Origin of the sequence: Candidatus Microthrix subdominans (assembly GCA_016719385.1) — a bacterium.
Classification (GTDB): Bacteria; Actinomycetota; Acidimicrobiia; order Acidimicrobiales; family Microtrichaceae; genus Microthrix; species Microthrix subdominans.
Genome location: JADJZA010000005.1, coordinates 57,506 through 72,703, shown reverse-complemented (window position 1 = coordinate 72,703; position 15,198 = coordinate 57,506). Strand labels below are relative to the sequence as shown.

Sequence of the window (15,198 nt, the reverse complement as noted above, 5' to 3'; positions counted from 1 at the left end):
CGGCACGCTCGTCGATGTGGTCGGCGCCGACCTGACCGGCGCTACCGCCGTGGACTTCGGCGGCACGGCAGGCACCGGGCTGACCGTGGACCCGTCCGGTGGGCTCGCCACGGTCACCAGCCCGGCACACACCGCAGGCCCCGCCCCCGTCACGATCACCACCCCCGCAGGCGTGAGCGCAGCCGAGACGTTCACGTTCGAGGCGCCGCCGGTTGTCACCGTCCCCGTCATTTACGCAGCGTACCCGTTATACCTCTGTGCCGACGCCGCCGACAGCCAGCAGGTGCTGATCCCCGCCATCTCCCCGATCACTGACGTGGTTAGCGCCGGGGTAGGCGGAGTGGACGCCGGGGTCGTTGGGGTGGTCGGCTTCGGCGAAATTGGCTTCGTGTTCATATCCCCGCCATCCCTGTCGCCCGGCACCTACGACCTGATCCTCACGAACAGCGCAGGGTCGTCTGACCCGTACCCGATCGAATATGTTGACTGCTCAGGTGGCTGCCCGCCCGACCCGACCGTCGTCGCAGTGTCCCCGGCGCAGCCCTCCCCGGTGCCACCATCCAGATTGTTGGCACCAACCTGACCGACGCCACCGTCACCATGTGCGGCGATCCGGTCGCCATCGTCAGCAACGACGGCAACATCATCACCGTTGTCGTACCGCCCGGCTGCCCCGACGGGCCAGCCACTATCACGGTCACCACACCAGACGGCGAGACGACCGTCGAGTTCACGGTGTTGCCCCCTGAGCCCGTCCCGCCAGCTGACGTGTCACCACGCTCGTGGCAGATTGCCCAAGCGCTCCTCGACGCTGTGTTCCTGTGCGGCGCAGAGTGCGCCCGTGCGTTCGTTACCACAGACGCCACGCCTGAAGGGCCACCGCCCGGGGTGCCCGTGCCAGCTCACAGCCACCATCGTCAAAGACGGCTACAAGACTGCGGACGGTCGGCGGCTCGTGCGCTCAGCAACCATTAAGCTGTCGCTCCACCAGTGCACCCCATCCCCAAGCAGACGAGATCCCCGACCCTGACACCGAATCGGATTACGCGCCCGCCAAGCCGAGACTCGGGATCAGATGCTGCGAGGCTCGCCACAGCGCGCCGGCAGCCGTCGTCGGTGCTTGGCCGGTGCCAAACCAAACAGGCGTCCGAGGGGTGGGTTCACGTTTCCACGACGGGCGGGATGAGTCTCTACACCATGGAAGTCACCGTAGACTGACGAGCTAATCAAACCAGGAGCAGCAATGACCGCACGCCGCAAGACGACCGCCAAGAAGCAGCCCGAGCCCGAGACGCGCACCTACCGCTTCCGGCAAGCTGCAGCCGGTCTGAGAGCCGGGGAGCTGTTTGCCGGCGACGAGACGCACCCGGTCGTTCGTGCGGGGCCTCGCAGAGGTCGTGCAGGCGGAGGAGGACCCCTCGCGAGCTGAGGCGGCCCCCGAGGTTGCCGGTCTGCTCGAGGTGGCACCCCTGAGCCCGCCAGTGAGGCTGAGGGCAATGAAGGTCTACCCGCAAGCTGACAAGATCGCAGAGCGAGCAGGCGTTGCCCGGGCTGATCGCCAACGCCAAAGCCATCCAGATGATCGCTCGAATGAACGTGCTGCGCTTCGGCTGTGATGCCCTGACCGGCGGCTCGCACCAGGCATCCACGTCAAAGTGGACGCTGTGCGCAATCAGGTACGCGCCGTGTCGGAGCACCTAACCCCGAACGTGCCGAAATGGCAGCACGACGGGACTGGTATTTACGGGCCGAGACGGGCCCCGATCCGACCGAAGAACGCCAGGATGCTTGCGTGGCGAAACCCTCGCGGTGGGGGTGGGTGTTCGCGAAGAAAGTCAAGGGGTCACCTCCGCGCAAGTACTTGTCAAAGGCGGCTGCTACCGTGGCGCGCAACCACCGAGGCGTCTCCTACCGGGAGCGCTGAGCACCAAGGAGCAACACCGCATGGCAGACGATCGGCACACTGAGGACGAGGACTTCACCCCAACGACGCCAAGCGGCTGACCGTTGACGACCTCGACGTGGTTGACCCGCTGTTCGACCTCGACGCCGACGTGGTCGACAAGGAGCCCAAGCGGTCCCCCGGCTCGTTCCGGCTGTTCGGTCGCAGCTGGGACAGGCGCCGGCCCCGTACATCGACACGAACCTTCCTGACGGCAACCAGAACCCGGCGGGTTTCGTGCTCGGCCAGCTGTGCGGGCTCGTGCAGGCCGACCAGCGCGACCAGTTCGCTGAGACAGCGTTCTGAAGCCTACGAAGCGGAGGACGTGAGCCTCCCGTCGCTGCAGAAGATCACAACCAAACTGGCAGCAGTGTTCGAGAACCGCGAGCAGCGTCGCACCGCCAAGCGGGCTGGGCGGCCCTACTGGGGCGCGGTAGGCGCCCAACACATCGCCACAGCAATGGCCGATGACGTGCTCGGTGTGCTGATTGCTGGCGGCCAAAATCCTGCCAGTCTGAGTCTGCGCGAATGGTGCGCAGTGACGTGGCGGATTGTGACCGAGCACGCAGAGCCCGAAGATCGAGCGCTCTACTCAGCCGTGTTCAACGCCACGTCGCGAAAGCCTCGACAAGGCGATGAGCGAACTGCTGCGCAAGCATGGCGCCAAGGGATCCAACGGGGCCCCCAGGGTACGGACGCGTGACGCCAAAGAAGTTGAGGCTGCTGTGGCGGCGTCACCATGGAGAACAGCAACTGGAGAGTAGGCTGGCCTCCTCATGGCCACTGACACCGCAGGCGCAGTAGACGTACTCGTTCTCCCTGATGGGAAGGGTTTCTCTCCGGCGCTGCGTACCCTGCTCACAAAAGCTGAGCAAACCCACAAGGCTGAAATCAAGATCGAGCCTGAGCTGGCACCGGGTTTCAAGACTCGGCTCGGCAAGATGGTCGCAGCCCAGAACGCTCTCGTTAATGCTGAGGTGACGTTCTCACCCGAGATGGCGAAGCGGTCGGCGCAGATGCTCACTGCTGACGCTAAGGCGCTGAATGCTCGGATTACACCTGTTCTGACGTTTGATGTGGAGCTGCAGCGTGGCGCATCTCAGGAACTCAAGTCGGCCGGGATGCTCGCCGGCCAGAAAGCGAAACCGTCGCTGACGTTTGATGTTGACTTGCAGGCAGGCGCAGCGCAGGAACTCAAGGCTGCTGCCATGCTGGCCGGCAAGAAGGCCAAGCCGTCGCTGGCGTTCGACGTTGATCTGCAGACCGGGTCTGCAGCTGAGCTGAAAGCTGAGGCTCGGGCGTTATCTCAGAGGCTCTCTGGGTCGGTGCCAATCAAGTTTGATGTAGCGCTCGTGTCCGGTGCAGCCACCCAGCTAAAGAAGCAGGCGAAAGCGCTCGCCACTCGGCTGTCTGGTAATACTGCGGTCAAGTTCGATGTTGGGATCGCGTCGGGTTCGGTTGCTCCGATTCGTGCTGAGGCAAAGGCGTTCGCTGCCCGAGTGAACCCGGTGGGGAAGCTGTTCTTTGCACCTACCCTGCAGCCCGGGTCGGCTGGGCAGCTGCGCGCTAAAGCGGTTGCGCTAGGGGAGCAGGTGGACGTGCCTCTCGGCGCTGAGATGCGCACTGGGGCGGTCCCGTTAGCGAAGGCCAAAGCGCAAGCAGCAGCGCGGGCTGGGAAAGCTGTTGATGTTCCTCTCGACGCTGACTCGCCGGCGCTGGCCGTGAAACTCAAGACCATCGCTGCGTCGCTCTCCAACAAGTTCAGCATCGACATGAATCTGCGAGCTGACACGACGCAGCTCGCAGCGAGCATGGGCGCAGCGTCTGCGGGTGGTAGTGGCGGGCTGATGATGGGGGCGCTGGCCGGGGTGCAGCTGTTGGGCTCCAGCGATCGCGGCAGCGGGGCTGTTTGGGGCAAGCACCAAGAAGTCGGCTGACTTCACTGAGGCTCTCGCAGGCTTGAAGGGCACCGCCGGAGCCACCGACGCCCAAATGAAACTCCTCGAGGCGCAGGCCCTCTCCTTGGGCGCCTCAACAGCGTTCTCTGCGTCCGAGGTGGTTACTGCTCAGATTGAGCTGATCAAGGCGGGCGTGTCGCTCGGAGACGTGCTCGGGGGTGCGGTCCCGGGGGCGCTCGGGTTGGCCGGCGCTGGGGCGTTGGACTTGGGCGTCGCTGCGGAGATCACCTCCAACCAGTTGAACGCGTTCGGGTTGAAAGGCAAGGACGCCACGTTCGCAGCCGACGTGCTCGCTGCTGGCGCCAACAAGTCAGCCACCGACGTTGAAGGCCTTGGTCTCGGTCTTTCCCAGTCGGCGCTAGGTGCGAACTCGTTTGGCATCTCGATGGAGGAAACGGTTGGCGCTCTGTCAATGTTCTCGCAGAGGGGCCTCGAAGGTTCGGACGCTGGCACGTCGTTCAAGACGATGCTGCAGCGCCTCGTTCCCGCCACACGCAAGCAGGGCGAGCAAGCAGAGAAGCTGGGTCTCTCGTTCTTCGACTCGAAGGGCGAGTTCATCGGTTTGGCCGAGTCTGCGCAAGCGATGCAAGACGCTTTTGGTGACCTGACGCCCGAGATGCGAGCAGCAGAGATGCAGGCCTGGTTTGGCACCGACGCTATCCGCGCGGCGAACATCCTCTACTCCGAAGGTGCTGAGGGCGTCAACAAGTGGACGTAAAGAGATCCAGTCGATGGTGGGGGAGCTGGGACCAGAGTTCGGCAAGGTTGTGGGCCCGTTCGCGACGCTGCTTGGCACTGTTGCCACAGTCGGCGGGGGTGTGCTGAAAGAACTGATGGGCCCTCTGGGCACGTTCACGAAATCGCTGGCCACTGGGTTTGAGGCGGCGGGGCCGGGGATCACAGCGATCGCTGGCGCAGCGGGGGAGCTGCTCGTGGCGTTCTCGCCGTTGCTCGAGGTGGGCGGCGAGATCGTTGGGATGCTCGGGGAGGCGCTCGCTCCTGCCATATCAGCGTTTGCTGAGCCTCGCATGGTGAAAGCGATTGGCGACCTGGCGTTGGCGTTCGCTGACATTCTGGTGTCGTTGCTGCCGATCCTCCCGCCGATGATCTCACTGGCAACTCACGCTGCTTCGCTTGTGGCGACGTTGCTCACGTTCAAGCCGGTGGTGATGGTGCTAACTGGGTTGTTCGCTGCGTGGCTGCTCACCACTGTTCCCCTGGCCGGGTCGCTGATGGCTATTTCGTGGCCTGTCACAGCAGTCGTGCTCGCTGTTGTCGCTTTGGGTGGAGCTGTCATGTACGCCTACAAGAACTTCGAGCCGTTCCGCTCTGCTGTGGACGCTGTCGGCCGGTTCTTGCTGGGACTGTGGGACACGGTCAAGAAGGTGGCCACCGTTATCGGTGGGGCGTTCATGGACGCATGGGCCAAGGTTTGGCCGGTCATCAAGAAGGTTGGCACGATCATCGGGAAGATTTACCTGACGCCGATCATCACTGCAGCCAAGGTGCTCGCCAAGGTGTTCACCGGGGACTTTGCTGGCGCTTGGGAGGCAATCAAGAACGGGTTCGCGACCCTGAAGAACCTCTACGGGGAACTCGGCACGATCCTGGGTGAGCTGCTCAGCAAGCTGGGCACATGGTTCACGTCGACTGCTGTTCCGTTTATCGTCGAGAAAGGAGGCATACTCCTCACAGCGGCTATCGGGTGGGTCTCTGAGTACGCCCCTAAGGCGATTGTGTGGCTCGGGGAAGCGCTGCTAGCGATCGGCGTTTGGATCGTGGGAACAGCTGTCCCGTGGATGGCAGAGAAAGCGCTCCAGCTCGGTGGGGCGATTGTTGGGTGGGCTGTCGAGTTCGCTCCGAAGGCGATCGTGTGGCTCGGAGAAGCGCTGATTCAGCTCGGTGTCTGGTTTGTGACGACTGCGATCCCGTGGCTTGTTACCCAGTCGATTGCTCTGGGTGGGGCCATCCTCGGGTGGGTTGTCGAGTTCGCACCGAAAGCGATCGTGTGGCTCGGAGGCGCTGATTCAGCTCTGGTTGGGCGCGGGCTTGTGGGGGCATCCTCGGGTGGGTTGTCGAGTTCGCACCGAAAGCGATCGTGTGGCTCGGAGAAGCGCTGATAGCGCTCGGCGTGTGGTTCGTGGGAACAGCGATCCCGTGGATGGCAACGAAAGCTGTGGAACTGTTGGGGGCGATTGTTGGGTGGGCTGTCGAGTTCGCTCCGAAGGCGATCGGGTTCTTGGGTGAAGCGCTGGTGTCGCTGGCTAGCTGGTTTGTGAGCACAGCGATCCCGTGGGCCCTAGAGAAAGGGTTCTGGCTTGTCGTCAACCTGGTGAAGGGCTTGGCGTCGCTGCCCATCAAGTTGTTGGAGGCGCTGACTGCAGCGTTCGAGTGGCTGGTCCCCAGAATGGCGACCATAGCCATGAGCGTGATCGAGTGGTTCAAGGGGCTGCCCGGCAGGCTGGTGGGCGCAGCGATAGCGCTGAAGGATCAGTTGGTGAGTTGGGCCGGCACCGCTCTTTCTTGGCTTGTCACGAACCTTCCCCGACTTGTGGGAGCGGTGCTCGATTGGTTCAAGGGTCTCCCCGGCTGGCTGATCGAGAAGGTGGGCGGCTTCAAGGAACAGCTCGTGTTGTGGATGGCGCACGCGTGGATCTGGCTGAGAGACAACCTTCCGGGCATAGCCGCCGGAGTGTTCAACTGGTTCAGAGATCTGCCAGGGAAGATCGTCGAAACGATCGGCAACGTCGGGGAGTTCCTGTTCAACAAGGGCAAAGACCTGATGGGTGGCCTGTTGAGAGGCATTGGGTCGGCGTTCACTGGTCTGAAAGACCTCGCCGGTGGTGCTTTCAACTGGATCGCGAAGATCTGGAACAACACGGTCGGTGAACTGTCGTTCACGGTGCCCGACATTATTGGGGTGCCCGGGCGAGGCGAGACGTATTCGATGCCGAAGCTGCCGACCTACGAGTCGTTTCACACTGGAGGTGTCGTTCCAGGCCGGCGGGACCAGGAGCGCACAGTAACGGTTCTTGGTCAGGAGACGGTGTTCACCCGCGACCAGACACGGGCGCTCGGGATAGCGGTGAGGAGCGTCGGGGCAGGAGCGCCGGGCTCGGCGTGAGCCCCTCAGCAGCATCTCCAGCGCAGCAACGTGACGCTACGCTCCGAATGTCAGCGCTAGCACCCCTGTCAGCCACAGAGCGGCGTCGCCTACCATCACAAGGGGAGCGCTCGAAGAGCTGCGACGAGTGAGAACAGGGCCTCTCCGAGGCTCCAGCGAGCTCCGGTGGTGAAGGCGACGAGATGCGCACGGTCAAACACATCATCGAACTGGTCGTGTCAGGGGACAAGGCGACCCTCTCCAAGCTGGACCGCCGCGAGTTGATGGCGATGCTCCGCGAAGTGTTCCGGACAGCGGAAGGCCGTCGTGTTGCCGCCGAAGCGATGGCGAACGCCGGGTAGGTTGGAGGTCTGATGGGATGCGAACACGACAAGCCAGCGGTGCACGTCGGATGGTTGACCGCTGACGTTGCGGAGCCGACCACGTTCACCGCGACTACCCCAACCGAGGGGTCCACGTTTCAGCTGTCCGGTGTGATCGTCCCGTGTGTTGAACACGGGCAGGCAGCGGTGGACGTTCGAGCGTTGGGTTGGGCGACGTTGACCGAAGGGATGATCGTCCCGGTGTGGTCGGACGTGCGCCCGTCGATCGACGGCATCTACCAAGTGGTGTCCGCCGGGGAGGCGACCGACGCGGCGTGGCCCGCCATGGCGTCGAGGGGCGACATCGACTCCGGTCAGCAAGTACCCCAAGAACGGTCGGTGTCGGTCGGGTTGCGACGGTTGACCCAGGAGACAGCCAAGGTGACGACCAGCCTGTTCGGCAACTCGTATGCGGTGTCGTCACCGGTCCAGTTCTCCTCGACGTTCCCGCGGGCCGGTGTTGCGGGTGCCCCCGAGGGGGCGTTGCCGTCAGGGTTCACGCTGGACGCGTACTCCGACAACCCGTTGGAGGGGAGGCTGACCCGTGTCGCGTTCCCACAGTTGACCTCGTTGTCGTTGACGACGTACGCGCGTGCCCGCCAATTCCTGGCCGGGTCACCTCGTGTCGAGGTGTTCGCTGCCGGTGTGTGGTGGCCGATGCACGGTCAGCCCCCCGCCGGGTATCCGGTCCGGTTGCGGAACGGGAAAGCGGGGATCGAGTTGCCGTTCGCTGCACGTCCGGCGGTCGGCAACTCGCCTGCAACTCCGATGACCGAACATCGGCTGTTGCAGTTCGATCAGGCGACCGGTGAACTCAAGGCGTCCCCTGCCCTGACGATCTCACAGTTCCTGACCGGGATGGCGAACCCTTCGACTCTGACGGTGATCCACGCTGACTCGGAGACGTTGCGGGTAACGTGGATGGCCGACCGTGACGCCCCGTTCGCTGGTGGTATCCAGACGACGGTGACCCGCTGGGAAGCCGAGTTGCGTCGCGGTGAGGACGGGTTCAGCTTCTGGGCGTCCCTCCGTGGAACGATGAGTATCGCTGCGACCCACAACTCTGACGTGAACGACGGGAACGGGCACATCATCGGAGTGCGGGCGGTCAACTCGACCGGGATCACCCTGGTTGGTCAGCGCGAGGTGTCGTTGGGGACAAGCGTCGGTGCTGGGACCGCACAGGTCAACGACATGGGGCAACGGTTCAGGGTCGAAGTCGACGGGGCTTCCTACCGGACCCGGAACTACACCCGGCAGCGGGTCGTCGTCGGACCGGCATCGTGATCCCCAGGCGATCATGAACCCGTCCGCTGAGATGGGGACGATCCAGCTGGAAGGTGTACCTACCGGGTTGGCGGCACGGCTGGCGAACATCGACCGGTCGTTGGCGTCGTGGGTGATGACAACCAAGGGGAGGTTCCCCCTCGGTGAGGCGGAGGCGGCAGGACGGGACACGATCGCGAGGGCGTCGTCGGGGATCGGCCTGCTGACCAACGGCACCCGCGAGCGCTGGGTGACAACGCTGACGACCCGCCCGCTGTCGTGGTATCTCGCCGCGGATGACGGACTGACCCAAAACCCGGTGTTTCCCGGCCTGTACTACGGGCAAACCAACCTGACGATCGAGGACTGCGTTGGTCTGGTCGCCGGTGACACGTTCCTTTCCATCGTGAGGAGAGGCCCCAAGGTGGCGTCCGGGCCTGACGGGCCAACATTCGGTGTCGTCAACCTGGACGACAACTGGCACGACCCGTTGGAGCTCACCCAGTGGACCGCGTACGCGTTCGACGCAGCTTGGGAAGTCCTCCTCACCGAACGCGAAGGGATACCGTGGCCGTCGCTCAACATCGCGCCCGCCGCTACGTTGTGGGGCTCCGAAGCGTCCACCGACATTGTGGTGTCGCCAGTCCTCGACCAGGCGCTGGTGCCACGCCCCGGAAGCAAGTTCGGCACCAACGCACCACGAATCCTGAAAGCCGACATCGCCCAGACCGTGGACGGCGAAGGCAAAGTGTCCAAGGTGTGGGCAACGTCGTCGGAGGGGAACAGCTGGACGGCATCACCGTACGGGACCGCGTCGAAGGACTTCGTTGGCCCTCAACACCCGAACGGTCTTGGCCCGCTCGGCCGTGACACCGTGTCACCCACCCGCGTTGAAGACACCAGCGCCGCCCAGCTGACCTCGACCGCCCGATCGATGCTGACCCGCAACAACCTGGCCACCCTGTCGTGGACCGTCGAAATGACCAACAACTCTGACGCCGAGATTCTTCCGCTGGGTGCCCCGGTCGCCGTGTTCGACCCTGATGTGGGTGTCGCATCGGACGGGTCGGACAACCTCGACTCCGGGGTGCAAGGCGCTGACCCGTTGCGCGGGTTCCGGGTGTCAGAGCGGACCCCACCATTCGACCCTGAGCACCACGGCCTCTACATCGTGTGGTCGGACGCCTGGGGTGACGTGACCGATCTGACACCTTACGCCCGGAAGACGGAAGGGAGCGCGACGATCAGGTTGGGAACCCAGGTTGGGTTCTCGGCTCGCGCGTCGTTGCGTCGTGCCCGCAAGGCGTGACCTACGGGTAGGTGCAGATCAGGGGTGACACGTAGTTGGCCAGTTTGGTGTGCCCGCTGGCGTTGAGGTGCACGTCGTCGGAGGAGTCGCCGTCGGGGAGCGCGGCAGGGAAAGCACCTCGGGCGTCCACCGCGTAGGGGGTCGCCAAGATCGCTTGGTTCCACAGTTCGGTTCGGGCGATCCGTTCGGGCGACGAGGTTGCGCGAACGGGTGGGATCGTCATCCACCTCACCGATTGTGCGGCATGGTCGCGGACCATCCGGTGTGCCATCCGGTTGAGGGCGTATGTGATCTGCGGGGCGGTTGTCATCCCTTGGAACCCGGCGGTCGGGGTCACGTCGTTGGTGCCGAGCATGACGACGATCCGTCGGCCGGGTGTTGGCCCGACGATTTCGGCCATGTTCAGGTCGAGGGATTGGTTGGCGAGGTAGATCGCCTTCGCCCAGACCCCGAGGCCGCCCCATGCCCACACGTCGGGGGTGCACGCCAGTTGGTACGCCCACGAGCTACCTGATTGGGTGTTGGAGTCACCCAAGATTCTGGTGACCGGCCCGGACGGTTCGGGTAGTGGTGGGGTGACGATCGTGTTGCCGTCGAGTGTCGGCAGAGCCGAGCAGTCAACGAACGCCTCGCTGACGGCCATCCGCGGGGTATCCCTGGCGGGTTGGCGGTTGCTGGCCACAGGTTGAGTACCCCGCCGGTCGGGTGGAGCGCTCCCGAAGGCCTTCGCTGTGAAAGGGATGGTCGGCGCTGTCGCCGATTTCTCTGGGAGGTCAACATTCCAGTCGGTCGTGAGCGGCCAGAACTGGCCGACACACGGTGTCTGGCCGCTGGCTGGGGTGGCGCACCCGTAGGACTCGTCAGGGGTTGACCCGGTGACGATCACGATGGCGGCGCGAGGTTTGGTGTTGCCGACCCCGCCGTGTTGGAGTGGCCGGTGGAACCCGACGACATCATCGGCCACGTTGCGGACTGCTGGCTGAGCGGTCAGCGCTTCGAACAGCGCCCAGTCTTTGGTGGCGATTTCGCCGGTCAGGTTCCACCACTTCTCGGCGGGTGGCCAGCGAGGGTGTTCGCTGTCCAACCTGTCCGGGTCAGGTCGGTGCCGTTCTCGCTCTCGACCTCAGGGCGAAACGTGATGATCCCCTCGGTCGCGTGACCGGTGCGCCGTCAACGATGAACCCGTCCTCGTCGAGGACGACCGCCGCCAGGTAGCACGGTGCGTTCTCCAGGTGACAGTTGTTGGCCATGGTGGTCAGGCTAGACCGGGTGTCGGGCTGTCGCGGTGTCTCAGCCGCACAGGTTGGTGTTGACGGCCATGTGGTAGCCGAGGGTGGCGTGACCGTTCTGGTTGAGGTGGAGGAGTCGGCTGCCATGTTCGGGAGGGTCGCCGCGCCACCGAATGCGCCGCTGCTGTCCAGGTGATTGGCGGTCTGGGTGATGCGGGTGTTCAGGGTGTCGCGTCGTGCCCTGGTCGTAGCCGACACGTCAGCGGAGAGGTGGGATGGTGATCCACCGGACCGATGCTGCACCGGTGGCGATGATCCGGTCGGTGAGCGTGTTGAGTTGGGCGACGGTCGGAAGGCTGGTGCGTCCAAGGGCGTCGTTGGTGCCCAGCATGACGGCTACGTGGTCACCGGTACGTCCGTTCATGATGGTGTCGAGGTCGGCGGTCAGGTGATTGGTCCGCCGCCGGTGTACCCGGATCAGGTGATCCCGGTGCCGCCCCATGCCCACACGTCGGGGAGCAGGAGAGCTGCTCTGCCCACGATGCTGGCCGGCCCCATGCTGTCCCGATCGTGTTGCTGTCCCCAATGATGAGCGTTGCGGGGCCGGTGGGCGCTGGTAGGCACCCAGGAGCGATGAGGGAGGACTGTGATGGCTGTGAAGAGTAGGGCTGGCCGTCTCATGCGAGCACACTAAGCGACGAGCCTCACAGCGGGCGGCGCCGCACCAGTTGCGCTGCTGTTGCGCGGTCGTTACTGTGAATGGCGTCCCCCCCCCAGATGGGGCGACCCGAAGCCTGAGGAGGCACCGAATGGAAACCATCGACGAAGCCCGTGAGTACGTCAACAGTCAGTCATGGGGGGGCGACGAACTGCAGAACGCTGTCACTGATTGGCGGCAAGGAAAGCTGGTGCTCCCTGATGGCCAGTTTGCTCAGGTGGCCCGCTGGGCGGAACAGTTCGCTGCTCGGCTTCCCGAAGGGGCGACACCGTTGACGGTCGCTCTGGTGTTGGAAGTCCGCTCACCGGCCAGTTTCGGTCAATCGAAATATGCGCTGGGACTGGTCATGCAAGTGTTGCCTCCCGGGATTGACGAGACGGACGTGGGCGCTGATGAACTGGCCGACGTACTCGATGCGGTGCATCTCGCTTCGGGGATGAACTTCGAGCTGCTGCGACCGCTAACGCTCGCTGCTGCGATTGTGGCCACCCCTGACGACGCTGAGACGAGCGGATAATGGCTGGTCCCCCGTTCGCTCCAGACGAGCCCGGCCGGATCGAGCTGGGGACCGGCAGGTGGCTGCCCGACGTGCCAAGCGCCTTGGCACACAGTCTTAGCGACGACTCATTCGGAGTGGTCTGGGAGCACTACCGTTCCGAGCTAGACAAGGCGCCTCAGAGCGCTGCAGCGAGCGACCCGCTAGAGACGCTCGTAATGCGCATCGCCACAGTAATCGGCGTGGTGTGCTTCATTGCGCTGCTAGTTACCGTCACGGTGCTCATGGTCCTGGCAGGGGTGGGACTGTGATCGCAGCGTGGCGAGCGGTGTCGGTTCGTACCCGCTTAGCGGTCGTTGCTGCGGGGTGTGTGGTGCTGCTGCTCGTGGCGCTCGTGTTGCTTGACGTGGAGCCGCCAGCAGAGCCAGGACGCCCCGAGCCCACAGAAGCGCCCGTGCTGGCCCCTCCCCCGCCGCCGGCGACTGTGCCAGTGCCCGAGCCGGTTACGCGGCTGGTGTAGCGGCCTGCGAAGACAGTGGGGCACTACTGGGCGCCCGCCTGGTGGTAGATTGCGTGGATGAGCCAACCAAGAGAGTCCCTGTCCGGCCTTGTGCGAGGTGAGCCCGTCGCAGCGATCATCTCGGGGGTGCTCGCTCTCGTCAACGCCCTGACTGTTCTCGTCACTGCGTTCGGGGCGACGCTCACTGTGGATCAAACGAAGGCGGTGTATCTCGTCGCCAACGCGATCGGCGCGCTGGTTGGCATTGTGCTCGCCCGTCGGAAAGTGAAGCCGTGGCCCCCAGCTCCTGGAGACCCTGACGTTGAAACTGTTGCTGCGAACCTGCCCGGTCTGCGTCCTTTGCTTTCGTCGAGCCCCCTGTCGGTAACGCTGTTGGACTCTCACCCTGGCGTCATGGCAACGCTAATGGGAACCAATGTTGACCCTGTCGTTGATCACCCAGACTTTGTGAGCCCTCCCGCCTCGAGCGATCCCCACCCTGAGGACACCGACGCTGACGACGATGAGCTGCGCCCACCGGGTGACCTGGTTGAGCTGTTCGAGGTGCTGGCGTGGGAAGATGCAGTCAAGAGGAGCGAGCCGTGACTAGCTCTGTTGTCTCTCTCGGTCTCAAGTTCAAAGCCTTGTCGAGCAACATCACAGACGAGGGCATTACCGCTCACTACGGCGGGGACTCGCCGTGGGGCAAGGGCGGAGTGAACCGTTCCGACCATAATCGGTGTCCCACCATTGTCAGGGCGTGGCACGACTACCACCTGTCGAAAGGGTGGAGCGGTCTCGCGTATTCGGCGGTCGTATGCCCCCACGGGATCATCTACCAAGGCCGGTGGGCCAACCGGCGCACTGCAGCCAACGGGACCAACGCTGGCAACCAGCGGTCATACGCTGTTTGCTACCTCGCCGGCGGCGACGACGCGGTAACCACGGAAGCCAAGCGGGCGTTCCACCTTTCTGCTGCACTGCTGCGCTCCTCTCTCAGATGGCGGCACAGCGACTGGAAATCCACGTCGTGCCCTGGCAAACCGATCCGCAAGTGGTCGCAAGCAGGATGGCCGTTGCCACCAGGACCCAACCCACTACCCCCCAACCCGCCCCACCCCACCGAGGAGTATTTCGTGACCCCCGAAGACGAACGCAAGTTTGAAGCAATGCTTGACCGGAAGCTGGAGACCCAAACGAACGGAATCTTGGAGTTCATCTTGCGCTGTGCTCGAAGGACCTGTTTGGCCAGCAGTTCAACAAGCTGGCCGAGTGGACCGCTCTGATGCGAACGGACCCGAAGGACGTGGCGTTGCTCAAGTCGCAGTCGGCCCAGCAGCTGGCAGCGCTCAAAGAGATCAGCGCTGCCATCAAAAAGAAGTAGCAGGCTGAGGGGTGGGCGATCACAGCAACGCTCGCACTGTTGACTGGCTGTTGCGCGGTTACTTCGCTGTTGCTGCTGTTCGATCGTTGGGTCTCGTGCTCACCTACGTTGACGCTGCAGACCCGTCTAGTCCTGGGTACACAGTTGTGGCGTGGGTTGCGCCCATTCACGTGTGGGCTGCGCTCCTCGCTGGGATTGGGTTGCTGCTCGTCGGGGCTGCTTGGCGCCCTGGCCGGTTCTACGGTCGCGCTGTGCTCGTCCTGTCGTTCGCTCTCAACTTTGTGCTCGGCCTGATGATTGCGTTCACGTGGGAGTGGGTGCCGATGTTCGTGATGTTCATTGTTGCTGCTGTGCTCGACGCGATGTTCGCTGTGATCCCCTACGTGCCGACGACAGTTATCACGTCGATCCGGCGAGGCCGGCTGCCGCTCCCATGAACTCCCCAGCTGTGGTGGTGGTCGCAGCGCTGAGCCCACACATTGTGGCGCTGCTCGCTGCTGTTCCGACAGCGATCGCGACGATCATGGTGGGCTACTACTCCTATCTCGGGCAGCTCGCCACTAAGGCTGTGACGCTCAAGCAAACCCAGATCGAAGCTGACCGGCAAGAAGTCGAAGAAGACCGCGCTGACGTAGAGAAGAACGCTGCGGTCGTTGCTGGGTTCGAGTCGTTGCTTGCTCAGCTCCAGGCCCAGAACACAGCGATGAGCGAACAGCTGACTGTGTCTCGGCAGCTGCTGCGCCAAGCCTACGACGAGGCCGATGAGTGTTCTGTGGTGCTGAGCGCACTACGCCGCGAGGTTGGCAACCTGCGCGACTTGATCGCTGCGGCTGGGATTGAGATCGACTCCTGACAGCCTGGGGCTATCTGTTGTCAACGTGGCGTGGTACGTTGTGAGTTCCTCAGCGCTC

The 15,198-nt window shown here is 63.9% G+C and carries 16 protein-coding genes and 1 pseudogene; 14 read left to right on the top strand and 3 right to left on the bottom strand.

The window, feature by feature from the left end; all coding sequences use genetic code 11:
- From IPN02_08045 to IPN02_08005, 9 genes and pseudogenes are all read left to right on the top strand, one after another.
- Positions 1 to 583 (top strand): hypothetical protein (locus tag IPN02_08045; protein ID MBK9296780.1); only part of this gene is annotated, 583 nt, incomplete at its 5' end.
- 1,438 nt (positions 584 to 2,021) lie between these two features.
- Positions 2,022 to 2,645, top strand: coding sequence for a hypothetical protein (locus tag IPN02_08040; GenBank protein MBK9296779.1), 624 nt, complete (start codon positions 2,022 to 2,024; stop codon positions 2,643 to 2,645).
- Between the two features lie 73 nt (positions 2,646 to 2,718).
- A complete protein-coding gene (locus IPN02_08035) occupies positions 2,719 to 3,879 on the top strand; it encodes a hypothetical protein (protein MBK9296778.1) in 1,161 nt (386 codons plus the stop codon).
- Positions 3,833 to 4,618, top strand: a pseudogene (locus IPN02_08030) (phage tail tape measure protein). The gene IPN02_08035 and the pseudogene IPN02_08030 overlap by 47 nt, the downstream one beginning before the upstream one ends.
- A gap of 13 nt (positions 4,619 to 4,631) precedes the next feature.
- Positions 4,632 to 6,020: a hypothetical protein gene (locus tag IPN02_08025; protein MBK9296777.1), complete on the top strand. Its 1,389-nt coding sequence runs from the start codon at positions 4,632 to 4,634 to the stop codon at positions 6,018 to 6,020.
- On the top strand, positions 5,999 to 7,024 hold the full coding sequence (locus tag IPN02_08020) for a hypothetical protein (GenBank protein MBK9296776.1): 1,026 nt from the start codon (positions 5,999 to 6,001) through the stop codon (positions 7,022 to 7,024). Before IPN02_08025 ends, IPN02_08020 begins: the two co-directional genes overlap by 22 nt.
- A 182-nt stretch (positions 7,025 to 7,206) precedes the next feature.
- Positions 7,207 to 7,365: a hypothetical protein gene (locus tag IPN02_08015; protein MBK9296775.1), complete on the top strand. Its 159-nt coding sequence runs from the start codon at positions 7,207 to 7,209 to the stop codon at positions 7,363 to 7,365.
- 12 nt (positions 7,366 to 7,377) lie between these two features.
- Complete coding sequence (locus tag IPN02_08010) at positions 7,378 to 8,673, top strand: hypothetical protein (protein ID MBK9296774.1); 1,296 nt, start codon at positions 7,378 to 7,380, stop codon at positions 8,671 to 8,673.
- Positions 8,674 to 8,686: 13 nt separating this feature from the next.
- Entirely contained in the window at positions 8,687 to 9,961 is a 1,275-nt protein-coding gene (locus tag IPN02_08005) for a hypothetical protein (protein ID MBK9296773.1), read from the top strand.
- Position 9,962: 1 nt separating this feature from the next.
- Here IPN02_08005 and IPN02_08000 read toward each other — a convergent pair whose 3' ends face one another.
- From IPN02_08000 to IPN02_07990, 3 genes are all read right to left on the bottom strand, one after another.
- Positions 9,963 to 11,045 carry an SGNH/GDSL hydrolase family protein gene (locus IPN02_08000; protein ID MBK9296772.1) on the bottom strand — a complete coding sequence of 361 codons (1,083 nt, stop codon included), beginning with the start codon at positions 11,043 to 11,045 and terminating at the stop codon, positions 9,963 to 9,965.
- A 10-nt stretch (positions 11,046 to 11,055) separates the two neighbouring features.
- The gene (locus IPN02_07995) at positions 11,056 to 11,211 is read right to left on the bottom strand and encodes a hypothetical protein (protein ID MBK9296771.1); all 156 of its coding nucleotides are present in this window, start codon (positions 11,209 to 11,211) and stop codon (positions 11,056 to 11,058) included.
- A 238-nt stretch (positions 11,212 to 11,449) separates the two neighbouring features.
- Positions 11,450 to 11,692, bottom strand: coding sequence for a hypothetical protein (locus IPN02_07990; protein MBK9296770.1), 243 nt, complete (start codon positions 11,690 to 11,692; stop codon positions 11,450 to 11,452).
- A 307-nt stretch (positions 11,693 to 11,999) separates the two neighbouring features.
- On the opposite strand from IPN02_07990, the gene IPN02_07985 reads away from it, so the two are divergent.
- The 5 genes from IPN02_07985 (at position 12,000) to IPN02_07965 (ending at position 15,140) form a co-directional block, all read left to right on the top strand.
- The gene (locus IPN02_07985; GenBank protein ID MBK9296769.1) at positions 12,000 to 12,425 is read left to right on the top strand and encodes a hypothetical protein; all 426 of its coding nucleotides are present in this window, start codon (positions 12,000 to 12,002) and stop codon (positions 12,423 to 12,425) included.
- 625 nt (positions 12,426 to 13,050) lie between these two features.
- Positions 13,051 to 13,509 carry a hypothetical protein gene (locus IPN02_07980; protein MBK9296768.1) on the top strand — a complete coding sequence of 153 codons (459 nt, stop codon included), beginning with the start codon at positions 13,051 to 13,053 and terminating at the stop codon, positions 13,507 to 13,509.
- Positions 13,506 to 14,189, top strand: coding sequence for an N-acetylmuramoyl-L-alanine amidase (locus tag IPN02_07975; GenBank protein ID MBK9296767.1), 684 nt, complete (start codon positions 13,506 to 13,508; stop codon positions 14,187 to 14,189). The genes IPN02_07980 and IPN02_07975 overlap by 4 nt, the downstream gene beginning before the upstream one ends.
- A 349-nt stretch (positions 14,190 to 14,538) precedes the next feature.
- Positions 14,539 to 14,724 (top strand): hypothetical protein, encoded by a 186-nt coding sequence (locus tag IPN02_07970; protein ID MBK9296766.1) that lies wholly within the window; start codon positions 14,539 to 14,541, stop codon positions 14,722 to 14,724.
- Between the two features lie 17 nt (positions 14,725 to 14,741).
- The gene (locus IPN02_07965) at positions 14,742 to 15,140 is read left to right on the top strand and encodes a hypothetical protein (protein MBK9296765.1); all 399 of its coding nucleotides are present in this window, start codon (positions 14,742 to 14,744) and stop codon (positions 15,138 to 15,140) included.
- Positions 15,141 to 15,198 lie beyond the last annotated feature (58 nt).